This is a genomic window from Micromonospora sp. NPDC005979 (assembly GCF_040614415.1).
Lineage (GTDB): Bacteria > Actinomycetota > Actinomycetes > Mycobacteriales > Micromonosporaceae > Micromonospora.
This window is the reverse complement of sequence record NZ_JBEXUR010000017.1, coordinates 81,845-97,683: the sequence shown is the minus strand read 5'-3', so window position 1 is coordinate 97,683 and position 15,839 is coordinate 81,845. Positions and strand designations below refer to the sequence as shown.

The 15,839-nt window shown below is 72.4% G+C and carries 15 protein-coding genes; 6 read left to right on the top strand and 9 right to left on the bottom strand.

Annotated features, from left to right (window positions below; all coding sequences use genetic code 11):
• Positions 1-169: 169 nt before the first annotated feature.
• Genes ABZ272_RS25380 through ABZ272_RS25370 form a run of 3 tightly spaced genes read right to left on the bottom strand, consistent with a single transcriptional unit; the run spans position 170 to position 4,230 of the window.
• Positions 170-1,309 (bottom strand): iron-containing redox enzyme family protein, encoded by a 1,140-nt coding sequence (locus tag ABZ272_RS25380; RefSeq protein ID WP_355052416.1) that lies wholly within the window; start codon positions 1,307-1,309, stop codon positions 170-172.
• 49 nt (positions 1,310-1,358) lie between these two features.
• Positions 1,359-3,113, bottom strand: coding sequence for a thiamine pyrophosphate-binding protein (locus tag ABZ272_RS25375; protein ID WP_355052415.1), 1,755 nt, complete (start codon positions 3,111-3,113; stop codon positions 1,359-1,361).
• Positions 3,106-4,230 (bottom strand): Vms1/Ankzf1 family peptidyl-tRNA hydrolase, encoded by a 1,125-nt coding sequence (locus ABZ272_RS25370; RefSeq protein ID WP_355052414.1) that lies wholly within the window; start codon positions 4,228-4,230, stop codon positions 3,106-3,108. Before ABZ272_RS25370 ends, ABZ272_RS25375 begins: the two co-directional genes overlap by 8 nt.
• A gap of 142 nt (positions 4,231-4,372) precedes the next feature.
• On the opposite strand from ABZ272_RS25370, the gene ABZ272_RS25365 reads away from it, so the two are divergent.
• Positions 4,373-4,921 (top strand): hypothetical protein, encoded by a 549-nt coding sequence (locus tag ABZ272_RS25365; protein WP_355052475.1) that lies wholly within the window; start codon positions 4,373-4,375, stop codon positions 4,919-4,921.
• 18 nt (positions 4,922-4,939) lie between these two features.
• Here the strand turns inward: ABZ272_RS25365 and ABZ272_RS25360 are convergent, their stop codons facing one another.
• Positions 4,940-5,278 (bottom strand): DUF3817 domain-containing protein, encoded by a 339-nt coding sequence (locus ABZ272_RS25360; protein WP_355052413.1) that lies wholly within the window; start codon positions 5,276-5,278, stop codon positions 4,940-4,942.
• Between the two features lie 163 nt (positions 5,279-5,441).
• Here ABZ272_RS25360 and ABZ272_RS25355 point away from each other — a divergent pair, with 163 nt between their 5' ends.
• Positions 5,442-6,920, top strand: a complete 1,479-nt coding sequence (locus tag ABZ272_RS25355; RefSeq protein ID WP_355052412.1) for a glutamate--cysteine ligase — start codon at positions 5,442-5,444, stop codon at positions 6,918-6,920.
• 164 nt (positions 6,921-7,084) lie between these two features.
• A complete protein-coding gene (locus ABZ272_RS25350) occupies positions 7,085-8,107 on the top strand; it encodes an LD-carboxypeptidase (protein ID WP_355052411.1) in 1,023 nt (340 codons plus the stop codon).
• A 14-nt stretch (positions 8,108-8,121) separates the two neighbouring features.
• On the opposite strand, the gene ABZ272_RS25345 is transcribed toward ABZ272_RS25350, so the two are convergent.
• The 3 genes from ABZ272_RS25345 to ABZ272_RS25335 form a co-directional block, all read right to left on the bottom strand.
• Positions 8,122-8,508, bottom strand: a complete 387-nt coding sequence (locus tag ABZ272_RS25345) for a DUF2267 domain-containing protein (RefSeq protein ID WP_355052410.1) — start codon at positions 8,506-8,508, stop codon at positions 8,122-8,124.
• A gap of 191 nt (positions 8,509-8,699) precedes the next feature.
• Positions 8,700-9,872 carry a zinc-dependent alcohol dehydrogenase gene (locus ABZ272_RS25340; protein WP_355052409.1) on the bottom strand — a complete coding sequence of 391 codons (1,173 nt, stop codon included), beginning with the start codon at positions 9,870-9,872 and terminating at the stop codon, positions 8,700-8,702.
• Positions 9,873-9,897: 25 nt separating this feature from the next.
• Positions 9,898-10,848, bottom strand: a complete 951-nt coding sequence (locus ABZ272_RS25335) for an SRPBCC family protein (protein ID WP_355052408.1) — start codon at positions 10,846-10,848, stop codon at positions 9,898-9,900.
• 229 nt (positions 10,849-11,077) lie between these two features.
• On the opposite strand from ABZ272_RS25335, the gene ABZ272_RS25330 reads away from it, so the two are divergent.
• Entirely contained in the window at positions 11,078-12,091 is a 1,014-nt protein-coding gene (locus ABZ272_RS25330; RefSeq protein ID WP_355052407.1) for a carboxypeptidase regulatory-like domain-containing protein, read from the top strand.
• Here the strand turns inward: ABZ272_RS25330 and ABZ272_RS25325 are convergent.
• Complete coding sequence (locus ABZ272_RS25325) at positions 12,088-12,588, bottom strand: DUF6584 family protein (RefSeq protein ID WP_355052406.1); 501 nt, start codon at positions 12,586-12,588, stop codon at positions 12,088-12,090. The genes ABZ272_RS25330 and ABZ272_RS25325 overlap by 4 nt on opposite strands.
• A 117-nt stretch (positions 12,589-12,705) precedes the next feature.
• On the opposite strand from ABZ272_RS25325, the gene ABZ272_RS25320 reads away from it, so the two are divergent.
• Complete coding sequence (locus ABZ272_RS25320) at positions 12,706-13,080, top strand: SCP2 sterol-binding domain-containing protein (protein ID WP_355052405.1); 375 nt, start codon at positions 12,706-12,708, stop codon at positions 13,078-13,080.
• A gap of 5 nt (positions 13,081-13,085) precedes the next feature.
• Positions 13,086-15,128, top strand: a complete 2,043-nt coding sequence (locus tag ABZ272_RS25315) for a glycogen debranching N-terminal domain-containing protein (protein WP_355052474.1) — start codon at positions 13,086-13,088, stop codon at positions 15,126-15,128.
• On the opposite strand, the gene ABZ272_RS25310 is transcribed toward ABZ272_RS25315, so the two are convergent.
• The gene (locus ABZ272_RS25310; RefSeq protein ID WP_355052404.1) at positions 15,125-15,832 is read right to left on the bottom strand and encodes a helix-turn-helix domain-containing protein; all 708 of its coding nucleotides are present in this window, start codon (positions 15,830-15,832) and stop codon (positions 15,125-15,127) included. The genes ABZ272_RS25315 and ABZ272_RS25310 overlap by 4 nt on opposite strands.
• Positions 15,833-15,839: the final 7 nt, after the last annotated feature.

Here is a 15,839-nt window from a genome sequence, read left to right as displayed (position 1 = left end):
CGACGGTGGACCGGGCGGACCCGCCGGCACAGCCAACGGTCCGGGGCCAAGGCGACGGTGGACCGGGCGGACCCGCCGGCACAGCCAACGGTCCGGGGCCAAGGCGACGGTGGACCGGGCGGACCCGCCGGCACAGCCAACGGTCCGGCGGCTGCGGCGGACCTTCGGATCAGACGAGCGCGATCTGTTCCCGCGCGCCCCCCGAGGCCGCCGGAGTCACCGGGGTCGACCCGACGAGCGGGACGGTCGGCGGCGGGGTCGGCGGGGCGGGTGACCGCAGCGAGCTGCGGCCGGCCGCCCAACTGTCGAGCAGGTGCGCCGCGAAGAGCCGGTCCACCGCGAGCGCCGCCGCTGCGCCGAAGAGCACGTCCGGGGCGAGCGCCGGCTCGGTCCGGACCAGGCCGCCGCACAGGTCGTGCGCGGCGATCTGCTCGTGCACGGCGTCCGCCTCCACGTGCTCGTCGTAGAAGCGGGTCGCCACCTCGTCGAAACCGAGGCGGCGCAGCCCGTTGCCGTAGCGGCGGTTCGGCAGGGACGAGGTCATCTCGAAGGCCGCCAGGTGCCCGAGCAGCGCCCCGCGCAGCCGTCGGTGCAGCCCGAACAGGGACATCAGGTTGTTTGTCGCCAGGGTCACGGCGGGCACCACGTCCAGGTGAGCGCCGTAGCGGATGTCCAGACCCAGCCGTTCGAGGGTGCGCCGGAACAGCTCGGCGTGCATCCGGTCCAACCGCCCGTTGCCGTACTCGTCAGCCTGGATCTCCACGAGGGCGGCCTTGGCAGGACCGCCCAGGCGCGGCAACGCCCAGCTGTGCGGGTCCGCCTCGCGCAGGTGGTAGACCGAGCGGTGGGCGACGAACTCGCGGAATTGGGTGAGGTCGGCACGCCGTTGGAGCGCCGCGGCCAGCGACGGCCCGTCATCGGCCGCGACCAGCTCGGCCAGCCCGGCCGCGACCCGGCCCGGCAGCTCCGCCGCGTGGCGGCCAGCGGGCATCGCCGGTACGCCGGCCAGCCGGCGCAGCGCCGCCTCGAAGGGGCGTTCGGCCCGGGCCCGCAGGGCCAGCAGCGTGGGCTGCCACTCCCAGCCCTCGTCGACGCCCTGCCAGCCCCGGTAGTGCAGCTCGTAGCAGAGGAACAGGGTCAGTTGCAGGTCCTCGTCGGCCATCGGGTCCGCGGGGTCGAGGTCGACGCCGAGGTACGCCGGCAGGTCGTACGGCGCGCGGCGAAGCGCGTCGGTCACCGCCGCCGACAGCGGGCCGCGCGGCTGCGGCAGGGGCGCGGGACCATAACGGCGGTCGGCGGGTTCCGGCATGGGACCTCCAGGGTCGTCGGGCCGCTACTGATGCCCTGGTCGGGTGCGCCTAAACGAGATCCTCGACGGCCACGGCCTGCTCCACCTGCTCGCGGACTCGCCGGGCCGGTTCCCCCTCGTCGTACAGGCCACGCAGGTCGGCGAAGGCCGGTTCCGGGGGCGCCAAGGAGACCGTCGCGTCGACGACCGCCTCCAGGACGCAGGGCCGGTCCGCGGCGAGCGCCTCGTCCCAGGCAGCGCCGACCAGCTCCGGACGGTCCACCCGGACGCCGTGCAGCCCGAGCAGCCGGGCCCAGCCCGCGTACGGGACGTCGGGGCGGCGGCCCATCGGGTCCCCGGACGACTCGCGTCCACCGCCCATGCCGTTGTGGTCGCGGTTGTTGAGCACGAGCACCACCAACCGCGGGTCGGCCCAGTCCTGCCAGTGGTGCGACACCGTGATCATCTCGGCGAGGCCGTTGAGTTGCATGGCCCCGTCGCCGAGCAGCGCGATCACCGGCGCGTCCGGGGCCGCGAGCTTGGCGGCCACCGCGTACGGCAGGGCGCAGCCCATCGAACCGAGGGTGCCGCAGAGTTGCGCGTTCACCCCGGGCGGCAGGACGAGGTGCCGGGCGTACCAGTAGAGGACCGAGCCGACGTCGACCGCCACCGACCCGGCGTGCGGCACCCGCGTGGACAGTTCCTGGAGGACGAGCTGCGGGTTGATCGGTTCGGCCGGCGCGGCGGCCCGGTCGGCGGCGGTCGCCCGCCAGCGGTCGACGGTGCTCTCCACCGTCGCGCGCCACTGTTGGTGCGGCCGGGCGGGCACCCGCTCCAGCAGTGCCCGCAGCGTCTCGGTGGCGTCACCGACCAGCGGGACGTCGGCCGGGTAGCGGCTGCCGATGCGGGTGCCGTCGATGTCGATCTGCACCGTGCGGGCCTGGTCGGGCATCGGGAAGTAGTCGGTCCACGGGTCGTTCGTGCCGACCAGCAGCAGCGTGTCACAGCCGCCCATCAGCTCGGCCGCAGCCGGTGTGCCGACCTCCCCGAGCACTCCGGCGTGAAAGGGCAGGCGCTCGTCCAGGATCGGCTTGCCCAGCAGCGACGTCGCCACCCCGGCGCCGAGGCGGTCGGCCAGCTCGACGATCTCGGCGGCGGCGCCCCGGCCCCCCTGGCCCACCAGGATCGCCGTGCGCTGGCCGTTGCCGAGCACCTGCGCGGCGGCGTCGAGGTCCACCTCGTGCGGCAGCACCCGGGCCAGCGGCTCACCGGGGGTCGCCGTGATCACGCCCACCGCGTGCGTCCCCAGGTCCGGCACCAGGGCCTCCTGCAGGTGCCGGGGCAGCACCACGCACGTCGGGCTCCGCGTCGCCGCCGCGGTGCGGAACGCCTGGTCCAGCAGCGCGGGTACGGACGCCGGGCTGCGGCCGTACCGGACGAACTGGTTGCACACGTCGCCGAAGAGCCGGCTCAACCCGATCTGCTGGTGCGCGCCGCCCAGCGGCCCGGTGACGTCCTCACCGACGATCGCCACGACCGGCTTGCTGTCGAGCTTGGCGTCGTACAGGCCGTTGAGCAGTTGCACCGCGCTCGGTCCCTGAGTGGCGAGGCAGACCCCGATGCCGCCGGTGAACTTGGCGTGCCCGGTGGCCATGAACGAGGCGGTCTCCTCGTGCCGGGCCGGGATGAACGCCGGGTCGCCCCCGGCGTCCTCCAGCGCCTCGACCAGCGGGGCAATCGCCGCTCCGGGGTAACCGAAGGCGCGCGGTACCCGCCAGGCCCGCATCCGCTCGACCACCAGGTCCGCGACCCGGCGCTCAGCCATTGCCGCGTCCCGGGGTGCCTTCGTCCACGTAGCGCAGGACCGCGCCGACGCCGTCGGTGAGCTGCGGCGCCTCGTCCGCGCCGAGCACCGTCAACGCCGCGTCGGTGCCCACCAGGGCCCGGACCAGCGCCGCGTCGGCGCGGACCCGCTGCGGGTCGCCGACCGACATCGCGCTCAACTGGGACGGGTCGACGGCGATCTCGGTGGGCTCGGGGCCGATCCACAGCTCGCCGTTGGCGGACGGGTCGTCGACGATGAGCATCGTGTCGACCTGGTTGCGTTGCAGGGCCGACACGACCGCGTCGAGTCCCGCGCCGACGTCCTCCTGCACGCCGAACTTGTCCAGCGCGGCGGTGATCCGCTGGTCGGCGACCTCGGCGATGGTCTGCACCGTGAGGTCGTCCAGCATGCTCTGGTCGGCGCCGCCGGCCCGCGAGCCCGCGTCGGTACGGACGACCAGGTCCTGCCAGCGCGCCGGCATCTGCGCGGCGATCATCCCGGTGGCCCGGACGTCACCGGCCACCACCACGACGTCCGCGCCGACGCGGTCGGCCAGCTCCACGGTCGCGGCGGTGACGTCGCCGGCGTTCTGATGCCACGCCTCCATGGCGGCCCGCTGGTAGCGCGACTGCGACCACCCGCCGGGCTGGACCCGACGCAGCGGGAAGCTCTCCCGGCCGGCCACGTGCGCCCGCCGGGGTACGCCGCCCGCGCTGACCGCGACGGCGTCGCCCCCGGTCCGGTCGGCGACCACCCGGACCCACGCCACCTGTTCGCCGCGCTGGGCGAGCAGCGGCATGACGTGCGGCAACGGCCCGAAACTCGCCAGGTCGCGCAGCGGCGGCGCGGACAGGTACTCCGAGAGCGCCACCCGACCGTGGCTGGCGAAGACCGCCAGTCCGTAGTCCCCGACCATCGGGTCGTGGCCCCGGATCACCCGGTCCAGCGCGGCGACGCTCGCCTCGTCCGCCCCCTGTTCGGCCAGGCGGCGTTCCAGGGCGCGCCAGCGCAGGTCCAGCGCCGGGTGGGCGTCCTCGGTGTCGGCGGAGGCGTCCAGGTACACCGAGCACCACGGCCCGGGTCGGTCGTAGAGCGGGCGCAGGAAGGACAGCTGCATGCTCGACCCCTTTCCAGCTCGACCTCCCGCTTACCCCCGTCGCCCGGGATGTCACCTCGCGGGCGTGAGCCCGTGACCAGGTTTCATTCACGTCGTTCAACCGGGGACATCGATACGATCAGTGAACACAAGCGGACTCTCGGTGGTGGACATGGACAGCGGACTCGATACCCGGCGGATCGTGCACCCGACGGAGCGGATCGTCACCGGGCGGCTGATCCGCCTGCTCGACGGCTACACCCGCGAGATACGCGTCGGCCAACCGGTGCTGGTCGCCGTGCTCGCCGCGGCCGCGTTCGCCCGGCTGCCGGCCCTGCTGCTGCGCGCGCTGTTCTCCTTCGGCGGCGGTGGCGCCCGCCGGCGCTGGAAGGAGCTGAAGCAGGGCCCGGAGTACCTGGTCACCCCGGTGCGCCTGCGGAACACCGCCGGTCAGCTCTGCGAGGTCGAGCTGCACGGGCACCTGCCGCAGAGCGCCCTGCACCCGGCCGACCAGGTGCAGCTCACCCTGCGCCCGCAGCGCGACCCCGAGCTGCCACCCCGGATCGAGCGGATCGTCAACCTGACCACCGGGCAGCTGCTCACCCCGCGTACCGCGACGCTCTGGTCACACCTGGGGCCGCCGCTGCTGTTGCAGGCGATGATCGGCGCTCTGCTGTTGGCCGGCGTCGTGGCCTGTTCCGCGCTGACCTGAGCGTTCGGCCGGGGCCGGTCAGCCGACCGGGGCGGGCTCGCGGGTCGGCTGCCGGTCGCCGCCGAGCATGCCCCGGCGGCGTGCCCAGCGTTCGAAGATCACGGTGGCGAACGGCGGCACGGCGCACGCCAGCGCCACGAGGGTCACCGGCAGGCTCCAGCGGCGCAGCCGCGCCACCGCGAGCACCAGCAACCCGTACGCGATGAACAGGCCGCCGTGGATCGGACCGAAGACCTTGACGCCCAGCTCATTGTCGGGCGGACCGTACTTGACGGCCATCCCGGCCAGCAGGGCCAGCCAGGAGCAGGCCTCGGCGATCGCCGCCGCGACGAACAGCCGGGTCACCTTCTCGCGCATCCGGCAATGTTAGCGGCGCCGGCCGTTCGCGCCCTCGCCGACCACAGAGCGTGCGACAGGGGTCACGGGGCCCGCCACTGGGTAGGAAAGAACCCTCGGGTCTTCCCCGCCCGCACGGCCGCGTGCGAGGTTAGGGGGAACCAGCGGTGACAGGGCGGTGACCATGGGCGAGGATGTCGGCGTACGGACCTTCAGTCGGGAGGATCGGGCCCGCTACCGGGAAAAGGTGCGGAACTGCCTGGATGTCTTCGCCGAGATGCTGCGGGAGTCGCGGTTCGACATCGACCGGCCGATGACGGGGCTGGAGATCGAGCTGAACCTCGTGGACGAGGCGTCGAATCCGGCCATGCGCAACGCCGACGTGTTGGCGGCCATCGAGGATCCGAGCTTCCAGACGGAGCTGGGCCAGTTCAACATCGAGATCAACGTGCCGCCGCGCCGGCTGACCGGCACCGGGACCCTCGACTTCGAGCAGGACGTGCGGGCCAGCCTCAACGCCGCTGAGGAGAAGGCCCGCACGGTCGGCGCGCACATGGTCATGATCGGCATCCTGCCGACGTTGCGTCCCGAGCACCTCACCGCCGAGACGCTGTCGGCCAACCCGCGCTACAAGCTGCTCAACGAGCAGATCTTCGCGGCGCGGGGCGAGGACCTGCCGATCGCCATCTCCGGGGTGGAGCGCCTGGCGGTCACCGCCGACACGATCACCCCGGAGGCGGCCTGCACCAGCACCCAGTTCCACCTCCAGGTCAGCCCGGCGCAGTTCGCCGACTACTGGAATGCCGCCCAGGTGGTCGCCGGCATCCAGGTGGCCCTCGGGGCGAACGCGCCGCTGCTGTTCGGTCGGGAGCTGTGGCGCGAGACCCGCATCCCGTTGTTCCAGCAGGCCACCGACACCCGGCCGGAAGAGATAAAAGCCCAGGGGGTACGCCCCAGAGTCTGGTTCGGCGAACGCTGGATCACCAGCGTCTTCGACCTGTTCGAGGAGAACGTCCGCTACTTCCCGGCGCTGCTGCCGGTGTGCGACCCGCAGGATCCGGCGCAGACCCTGGCGGCCGGCGAGGTGCCGAACCTCGCCGAGCTGCGGCTGCACAACGGCACGATCTACCGCTGGAACCGTCCGGTGTACGACGTGTCGCGCGGCCGGCCGCACCTGCGCGTGGAGAACCGGGTGCTGCCGGCCGGGCCGACCGTGCTGGACACCATCGCCAACGGCGCGTTCTACTTCGGACTGGTCCGCGCCCTGGCCGAGTCGGACCGGCCCCTGTGGTCGCAGATGTCGTTCAGCGCCGCCGAGGAGAACTTCACCAGTTGTGCCCGGCACGGCATCGACGCGCAGGTCTTCTGGCCCGGCCTCGGCTACCTGCCGGTCACCGAGCTGGTGCTGCGCCGGCTGCTGCCGATGGCGCACCACGGCCTGGACCGGTGGGGCCTCGACCCGACCGAGCGGGACCGCCTGCTGGGTGTCATCGAGCAGCGCTGCCTGACCAACCGCAACGGCGCGACCTGGCAGGTGGCGACGCTGCACCGGTTGGAGTCCGCCGATCACCTGGACCGGCCGGAGGCGCTGCGCGAGGTGGTGCGGCACTACGTGGAGCTGATGCACAGCAACCGGCCGGTGCACGAGTGGCCGATTCCCTGACGATCGCCTGTCCTTTGTGGACCCCCCATTAGATCGACCATCGTCATAGGCTGTAGCGGCTCGAACGTCGCACGTCGATGACGATGGAGGCAACTGTGGCCGGTTCCGGCGCGGATCCCGTCCCGACCCGCACATCCGCTCGGCTGGCCCTGTCGCGTCGTCGCATGCTGGGCATGGGAACGGCGGCCGCCGGCACAGTGGTGCTCGCCGGCCATGCCGACGCCGCATCCGCGCACAGCGCGCCCGAGCCGAAGGCGCGGCGGGCGCTGCGGGCGCCGGCGCTGGCGCCCGGGGACCGGGTCCGGGTCGTCTCTCCCGGAGGCACTCCCAACCCGACAAACATGGCGCGCGGCATCGAGATCCTGCGGAGCTGGGGTCTGGAGGTGGAGCTGGGCGAGCATGTCTACGCGAAGTACGGCTACCTGGCCGGCACCGACGCGCAGCGACTGGCGGACCTGAACGCCGCGCTCAACGACCCCGGCGTACGTGCCGTCTTCGCCGCCCGTGGCGGTTACGGCACGCAGCGGATCGTCGACGAGATCGACCTGTCCGGCCTGCGCCGCGACCCCCGGGTGGTCGTGGGCTTCAGCGACATCACCAGCATCCACGGCAGGCTCTGGCGCGAGACCGGGTTGGTCACGTTCTACGGGCCGATGGTCAACTGGAGCGACAGCCGCACCGGCCCCGAGTCGGCAGAGGCGCTGCGGAGCGCGGTGATGACCACCGCGCCCGTCACGATCACCCGGGACCCGGCCGAGACGACCGCCCCGGTGGTGGTGCCGGGGCGGGCGTCGGGTCCGCTGCTCGGCGGGACCCTGACGATGCTCTCCACGTCGCTCGGCGCGGCGGACACTCCGCGGTTCGACGACGCGATCCTGTTCTTCGAGGACGTGGACGAGGCTCCGTACAGCATCGACCGGATGGTGACCGAACTGCGCCGGGTGGGCGTGCTGTCCCGGGTCGCCGGGGTGGTCGTCGGTCAGATCACCAACAGCGTCGGCGGCGCCGACCAGTGGGACGCGGCGGCGGTGCTCAAGGACCGCCTGTACGACCTGGGCGTGCCCGTCCTGGGCGGACTACGCCTGGGGCACGGCAACGGTCAGCTCACCGTCCCGCTCGGCGCGCACGCGACGATCGACGCCGAGGCGGGGACCCTGACCGTGGAGGCCGGGGTCCGCGCCCGTTGAGAGCGTGACCGCGCTCAGCCGCGTGGGGTGGGGACACCGAAGAGGTCGGTGATGCCGCCGGGCAACTGCGCCAGCAGGTCGTGCCGGTCGTCGTCGTCGAGCGCCTCGGCAACGGTGTTCAGCACCACCTGGGCGTGTTGACGCACTTGGTCCCCGTTCGACACCTGCTCACGGTCGCCGACCTTCTTCAGGAACTCCTCGACGTCCCACCGGCGTCCCTGCGGGTTTCGGGTGACAGAATCGTTCAGCCGATCGGGCAACTGTGCCGCCAGGTTGTCGGCCTCCTGTCCGGCGAGCCGTTCACCGAGCACCGACAGGACGGCCTGCACCGAGCGCACGGCCTCGTTCTCCCCGAGCCCTCCGCGCTGTCGTACGGTCGCGATCATCTGCTCGTACTCCATGACCCGCTCCCTCCCGTCTCCGGAACGAACAATCCGCGTTCCCGAGCCCACGGACCACAAACACACCCCCCTCCCGCGCGCGTCCCCACCCCTCCCGCGCCGATCTTGCACTTTCGGTTGCCGATTTGGGGTAATACGCACCCTTTTTCGCCACCGAAAGTGCAAGATCGCGGGGAGCCGGGCGGGAGGGGTTAGATCTTGAGGAGCACCTTGGTGCAGTCGTCCTGCTTCTTCTGGAAGATCTTGTAGCCCTTGGGGGCGTCGCGCAGCGGCATGCGGTGGCTGACGATGAAGCTGGGGTCGATCTCGCCGCGTTGGATGCGTTCCAGCAGGGGGCGGGTGTAGCGCTGCACATGGCACTGGCCGGTCCGCATGATCAGTGACCGGTTCATGAACGCGCCCATCGGGAACTTGTCGACGAAGCCGCCGTACGCGCCGACGACCGACACCACTCCCCCGGACCGGCAGGCCAGGATCGCCTCCCGCAACGCGAACGGCCGTTCCGTCTCGGTCCGCGCCGCCTGCTTGGCGCGGTCGTACGCGTACATCGCGGAGTTGCCGTGGTGCCCCTCCAGGCCGACCGCGTCGATGCACGCGTCAGGCCCCCGACCGGCGGTCATCTCGTTGAGGGCGTCCAGCACGTCGACGTCCTCGTAGTTGATCGTCTCGGCGTCGGCGTGCTCGGCGGCGAGCCGCAGCCGGTACGGGAACCGGTCGATGACGATCACCCGCTCCGCGCCGAGCAGCCGGGCGCTGGCCGCCGCGAGCAGCCCCACCGGTCCCGCGCCCCAGATCGCGATGACCTGTCCGGGCTTGATGTCGCACATCTCGGCGCCCATATAGCCGGTCGGGAAGACGTCGGCGAGCAGGACGGCCTGGTCGTCGGGGATCTCGTCGGGCACCTTGAGCGGGCCGACGTCGGCGAACGGCACCCGCGCGTACTCGGCCTGGCCGCCCGCGTACCCGCCGAGCAGGTGGGAGTAGCCGAAGATGCCGGCCGGCGAGTGACCCATGACCTTCTCGGCGATGCCGGCGTTGGGGTTGGAGTTCTCGCACACCGAGTAGAGGCCACGCTGACAGGAGGAGCAGTGCCCGCAGGCGATCGGGAACGGCACCACCACCCGGTCGCCGGGCTTGAGGTTGCGGACCTGCGGCCCGACCTCCACCACCTCGCCCATGAACTCGTGGCCGAGGATGTCGCCCTTGCGCATCGCGGGGATGTAGCCGTGGTAGAGGTGCAGGTCGGAGCCGCAGATCGCGGTGGTGCTGACCCGCACGATGGCGTCCCGGGCGTTCATGATCGTCGGATCGGGTACGTCGATCACCTTGACGGTGTCGGTGCCCATCCAGGCGGTGGCCTTCATGTCGCGGTCCCTTCGGATCCGGTGGTCAGCGACGGGACGCCGGCAGCGGCTGCGCGGGCCGCTGCATCGCCTGCTGGCGTACGGAGATGCCGTTCGGGCTGCCCTCGGAGCGGACCACCTCGCCGGCCTCCAGCACCTGCTTGAACCGGCGCAGGTCGTCGCGGACCTGCTGCTCGGGCTCCTCGCCGAAGAGCTTCGCCACGGCCCGGCCGAGCGCGCCCGCCGGTGGCGCGTAGCGCAGTTGCACCCGGACCTCGGTGCCGCGGTCGCCCGGAGCGGGCACGAACGCGACCCGACCGGCGTTCGCCACCCGACTGCCGGGCAGCGACCGCCAGGTGATCGACCTGTTCGGCTGATCGTCGATGATCTCGGCGTCCCACTCGACGCGGCGGCTGGCCGGACCACGGGCGACCCAGTGCGAGAGCCGCAGGTCGTCGGCGCGTACCGACTCCAGGTGCGCCATGAACCGGGGCAAATTCTCCATGTCACGCCAGAACCGGTACGCCTCGGCGGGCGACCGGTTGACCGTCACCGCGATCTCCATCCGGATCATCCGCGCCCGCGCCCGCCGGGCGCGGGCCGCGGCGATGGCGGCGGCGACGTCCAGGGCGGTGATGCCCGCGATCGCGGCCGTGGTCAGGGCCAGGCGACGGCGTCGCTCACCCCGCCGGTCGGCCATGGCCCGGCCCAGCAGGGTCAGGTCGAGGGCGTCACTAGCGACCCGGGTCCACGCCCAACCGACCGGGCGGCGACCGGCGAGCAGGCCCACGGCGTGCGTCAGTTCGCGAGCGCCGACCGCCCCGATGACCGCCTGCGCCGCCGGGGAGTCGTCCACCCCGGTCAGTCGGGCGAGCGGCCGGGGCGCGGCCAGCGCGCTCACGCCCAGGGCCAGGCTCAGCAGGCCCAGGAACCTCGGCAGGGCCGGCGACACCGGCCTTTCCAGCTCCGGCAGGAGCACGGTCTCGACACGGCTCATGTCGGGTCCCTTCCGGTAGGCACGTCGCCGCCGGCCGGTCGGGCAGCGGTGTCCGCTCTGGTGACGCTATGCGCTATTTGTGCGACATGCGCCCGCTTCGGGCAGAACACGGGGATCCGCAGTATGCCCGCCGCCCTTCAGTCAGGATCGCGACATTGACCGATTTAGATCAAGCACGAACGGTTACGGTCGGCTCACCCCCCGTTCCGTCGCCGCGAGGAGCACGCCTGTGAGCCCTACACTCCTGCGCAAACTGACCACCACCATCGCCGTCGCGTTGCTCGTCGTGGAGGCCGCCGCGCCGGCTCTGGCGCGTACCGCCGAGTCCGCGCCCGCGCCCGGCGGCGTCCGCGCCGTCGTGCGTGACGCGGCCACCGGCGTGCCGGTCCCCCGCGCCTGCGCCGCGCTCGTGCCCGTCGACGCCGCGGCGCTCGCGGCAGTCACCCTCGGAGAGGACCAGCTCGGCCGGTACGGCGGCTGCGCCGACGAGCAGGGCAGCCTGGTGACCGGTGACGTCGCCCCCGGGGAGTACCGGTTGCTCGTGCGGCCCTACGACACGACCCGGCACGGCTGGCAGTGGGTCGGCCGGCACGGCGGCACCGGCGAGCGCGAGCGCGCGTCCGTCATTCGGGTCCGGGCCGGCGCGGTGACCAGCGCGCCGGACATCCGGCTCGATCCGCCCGGCTCGGTCGTCGGAGTGGTGACCGACGCGGCGACCGGCGCCCCGGTCCCGCGAGCGCTGGTGATGGTGGTGCCGTACGTGCCGGACCCCAAGTACGGCGACCACGGGCCCACGACCGATGAGAACGGCCGCTACACGATCACGGGCCTCGGGCCGTACGAGTGGCCGGTGCAGTTCGCCGCGGGCGGGTACGCCAGCGTCTGGTCCGGCGGGGTGGGCAGCCGGGCGCAGGCGCGAGGAGTACGGGTCCGCGCCGCGCGGACGGCGACCCTCGACCAGGCGCTACCCGCCGGCACCCCGGTCGGCGGGGCGGTACGCGTCGACGAGCTGCTCACCTACGCCCAGGTGCTCGCCTTCGACGCGGCGACCGGGGACCTCGCCGGCGTGGCGGACGTGGGCGACGGCTACGCCCTGCGGCTACTCCCCGGCCAGCGGGTGCGGCTGCGCTGCGACTGCGCGTACACCCAACCGGTGTGGCACCGCGACGCCGCCGGTTTCGACGCCGCGACCCCGCTGCGGGTCCGGCACACGCCGGTCGTGGTCGACTTCGACCTCGGCTAGAACACCCACCGGAGCACGGTGACCAGACCGACCACGCACAACGCCACCAGCACCAGGGCGATCACCGCCGCCACCAGGCAGCCCAAGCCGTCCCGCCACGAACTCGGCTCCTCGGGACGTGGCCCGTCATCGGTCCAGGTGACGGGCCCGTACCGGCCGGCCTGCTCCAGCAGTCGGGCGAAGCGCGCGCCCGCCACCGGCCCGAGTCTGACGCTGGGGTCGACGGTCACCCGCAACGCCCGCAGACGCCGCCAGGCGTTCCCGTAGGCCCCCTCGAACGCGGTGACCTCCCGCGCGTCGGTGTCCTCGTCGAGGAAGCCCCACCGCCCCGCCTCGGTCACGTTGCCCACCTGCCGGTAGAGCGCGGCACGCCGCGCCCGCACCTCCAGGTCGTCGGGGTACGCGGCGGTCAGGCTCGCCAGGCGTTGCATCGCGGGGTGCACGTGCCCGCGCTCCAGATCCGCCGCCACCTTCGCCAGCACCTGTTCCTTCGCCACGGCGGACATTCTGAGCGGTACGCCTGCCACGCCGACAGCTCATTTCCGTCGGCCGGGCGTTAGCAACGGGCCGCAGCGGGTAGCCGTCGTCCGCTCTTTCTCGGGCCGGGAGGTGGGATGACGACGGCGACCAGCGACTTCTTCGAGCGGCTGGCCGCCGCGTGCAAGGATCCGCGGTTCAGCAAGGTGTGCGGAAGCGTGCGCTTCGACATCGCCGACGGGGACGCCCTGGAGCAGTGGCTCCTGGTCATCGACCACGGCAAGCTACAGGTGTCGCAGAGCGGAGACCCGGCCGACACCGTCATCAGGGTGCCGGCGCAGGTGGCGGAGTCGATGGCGCGCGGCGAGGTGAACGGGCTGGCGGCGATCGAGCGCGGCGAGATCCTGGTCGACGGCGACCTCGCCCTGGCGTTGCGCATCGGGCGACTGTTTCCCCGGGAGGCCGATGGTGGCGCGGGAGCCGACCAGCCGACGGCGACCAGCGCGCCGTGAGGGACATCCCGGGCACGGTGTCGTGCATCGACGGCAACACCTTCATCGTGTCGGACGCCAGTGGAGACGTGGAGTCGTCGCCCGCAACGCCGGTGGGGCTGTTCGCCAACGACACGCGCTATCTGTCCCGCTGGGTGCTCACCGTGAACGGCGAGCGGTTGGCCGCCCTGTCGGTGGACGACAGCCAGTACTACGAGGTCACGTTCTTCGTGGTGCCGGGCGGGGCCGTCGACTACGTGGAGGCGGACGTGTCCGCGATCCGGCGGCGGCGGATCGGCCCGGACCTGAGCGAGACGCTGACGATCTTCAACTACGGCCAGGGAGTGGTCGACCTCGACGTACGGCTGGAGGTGGAGGCCGACTTCGCCGACATCTTCGAGATCAAGTTCGACATCCAGGACAAGGCGGGCAGCTATTACACCAACGTCGAGCCGAACGAGCTGCGGGTGGGCTATCGGCGTGGGACGTACCGGCGCGAGGTCGTCGTGTCGACCAGTGAGTCGGCCACCATCGACGCGCGCGGCCTGCGGTACGCGGTGCGGCTGCGCCCCGGCGAGCAGTGGGACACCCGGTTGCAGGTGGCCATGCGGGCGCTGCGACCGGACGGCGTCGACCTGCGCAACGCCCTGCGTGCCCTACGCCCGCACGAGTCGACGCTGCCGGACAGCGTGCGCGAGTGGGTGGCGCAGGCGCCGACGTTGGACACCGAGAGCGCCACCCTCCAACAGGTCTACCACCGCAGCCTGGTGGACCTCGCGGCGCTGCGCTTCGCGCCCCTGTCGCTCAGCGGAGCTGCCGTACCCGCGGCCGGGCTCCCCTGGTTCATGACCCTGTTCGGCCGCGACAGCCTGCTGACCTGCCTACAGACCCTGCCCGTCACGCCGTCGCTGGCCCCGCCGACACTGCGGATCCTCGCCTCGCTCCAGGGCGCCCGGACCGACGACGTGCTGGAGGAGGATCCCGGCCGGATCCTGCACGAGCTGCGCTACGGGGAGTCGGCCGCGTTCGAGGAGCAGCCGCACTCCCCCTACTACGGCACCGTCGACGCGTCGCCCCTGTTCGTGGTGCTGCTCGACGAGTACGAGCGGTGGAGCGGCGACACCGGCTTGGTGATGGAGTTGGAGCAGGAGGCTCGCGCGGCCCTGGACTGGATCGACGCGTACGCGGACCTGACGTCGACCGGCTACGTCTGGTACCAGCGGCGCAACCGGGCCACCGGCCTGGACAACCAGTGTTGGAAGGACTCCTGGGACAGCATCTCCTACGCCGACGGCCGGTTGCCGGGGTTCCCGAGGGCGACGTGTGAGGTCCAGGGGTACGCCTACGACGCCAAGCTTCGCGGGGCCCGGCTCGCGCGTACGTTCTGGGGCGACCCGGCCTACGCCGAGCGGCTGGAACGCGAGGCGGCGGCGTTGTACGAGCGCTTCAACCGGGACTTCTGGCTCGAGGACCGCGGCTACTACGCCCTCGCGCTCGACCACGACGGCACTCCCGTGGACAGCCTCTCCTCGAACATCGGCCACCTGCTGTGGAGTGGCATCGTGGCGCCCGACCGGGCCGCGCGGGTCGTCGAGCACCTGATGGGTCCGGCGCTCTTCTCCGGCTGGGGCGTGCGGACCTTCGCCTCCGGGCAGAGCCGCTACAACCCGCTCGGCTACCACAACGGCACCGTCTGGCCGTTCGACAACTCGTTCATCGCGTGGGGCCTGCGCCGTTACGGGTTCCTGAGCGAGGCGGGCCGCATCGCCGAGGGCATCCTGTCGGCCGCGACCTACTTCCAGGGGCGGCTGCCCGAGGCGTTCGGGGGCTTCGACCGCAGCACCACCCGGTACCCGGTCCGGTATCCCACCGCCGGCAGCCCGCAGGCGTGGTCCAGCGGTGCGCCGATGCTGCTGCTGCGCACTCTGCTCGGCCTCGACCCGCACGAGGAACACCTGGCCGTGAATCCCGCGCTGCCGTCCGCCTTCGACCGGATCGCGCTGCTGGACATTCCCGGACGCTGGGGGCGCGTCGACGCGTACGCCCGGCACCGCCCGGACCGGAACTAGCGCGTGTGCAGGACGGCACGGGCCTGTTCGGCGGCGCGCGTGATGCTCTCGCTGATGAAGTCGAGGAAGCGGGCGATGTTCTCCAGGCGGGCGGCGGCCGGGGTGCCGGGGCCGAGGACGGCGACGCCCTCACGTGCTGTCGCGATGAGTTGGTCGTTGGCGCGGGCGCTGGCCATCGTCGCCTGGTAGAAGAGTTCGGTGTCGATGACGTAGCGGTCGCGGCGGCGCTCGTCGCGCTCGCGGCGTACGAGACTCTGACTCTCCAGGAAGCTGATGGCCTTGGAGATGGACGCCGGGCTGACGTGCAGACGCTGGGCCAGCTCCGCCGCGGTGAGGCTGCCCGTGTCGGTGGTGAACAGGCAGGTCAGTACCCGGGCCCCCATCTTGTTCAGACCCGTCGCCATGAGGACGGTGGTGAACACCTCCTCGTACTCGGCGACGGCCTCGGCATCGCGGCCGTGCGGCTGCGGGATCGCCTCGGCGGTCCGGGTGGCGGACGGCACGCGACGGCGGGCGCGGCGTTCGGTGGCGCGGTGGGCGAGGTCGGCCCGGTAGGCGTTCGGGCCGCCGTTGCGCAGCACCTCGCGGGTGACGGTCGAGGTCGGACGGTCGAGGCGTCGAGCGATCTCGGCGTACGGGAGGCTGTCGGCCAGCCCGGACGCGATCTGCTGACGGTCCTGCTGGGTGAGTCTGCCTCCCGGCACGGTGATC

Bases quoted from the DNA above. Each gene is read 5' to 3' on its own strand.
- ABZ272_RS25380 (WP_355052416.1), bottom strand. From the start codon at position 1,309: ATGCCGGAACCCGCCGACCGCCGTTATGGTCCCGCGCCCCTGCCGCAG.
- ABZ272_RS25375 (WP_355052415.1), bottom strand. From the start codon at position 3,113: ATGGCTGAGCGCCGGGTCGCGGACCTGGTGGTCGAGCGGATGCGGGCC.
- ABZ272_RS25370 (WP_355052414.1), bottom strand. From the start codon at position 4,230: ATGCAGCTGTCCTTCCTGCGCCCGCTCTACGACCGACCCGGGCCGTGG.
- ABZ272_RS25360 (WP_355052413.1), bottom strand. From the start codon at position 5,278: ATGCGCGAGAAGGTGACCCGGCTGTTCGTCGCGGCGGCGATCGCCGAG.
- ABZ272_RS25355 (WP_355052412.1), top strand. From the start codon at position 5,442: ATGGGCGAGGATGTCGGCGTACGGACCTTCAGTCGGGAGGATCGGGCC.
- ABZ272_RS25350 (WP_355052411.1), top strand. From the start codon at position 7,085: ATGCTGGGCATGGGAACGGCGGCCGCCGGCACAGTGGTGCTCGCCGGC.
- ABZ272_RS25345 (WP_355052410.1), bottom strand. From the start codon at position 8,508: ATGGAGTACGAGCAGATGATCGCGACCGTACGACAGCGCGGAGGGCTC.
- ABZ272_RS25340 (WP_355052409.1), bottom strand. From the start codon at position 9,872: ATGAAGGCCACCGCCTGGATGGGCACCGACACCGTCAAGGTGATCGAC.
- ABZ272_RS25335 (WP_355052408.1), bottom strand. From the start codon at position 10,848: ATGAGCCGTGTCGAGACCGTGCTCCTGCCGGAGCTGGAAAGGCCGGTG.
- ABZ272_RS25320 (WP_355052405.1), top strand. From the start codon at position 12,706: ATGACGACGGCGACCAGCGACTTCTTCGAGCGGCTGGCCGCCGCGTGC.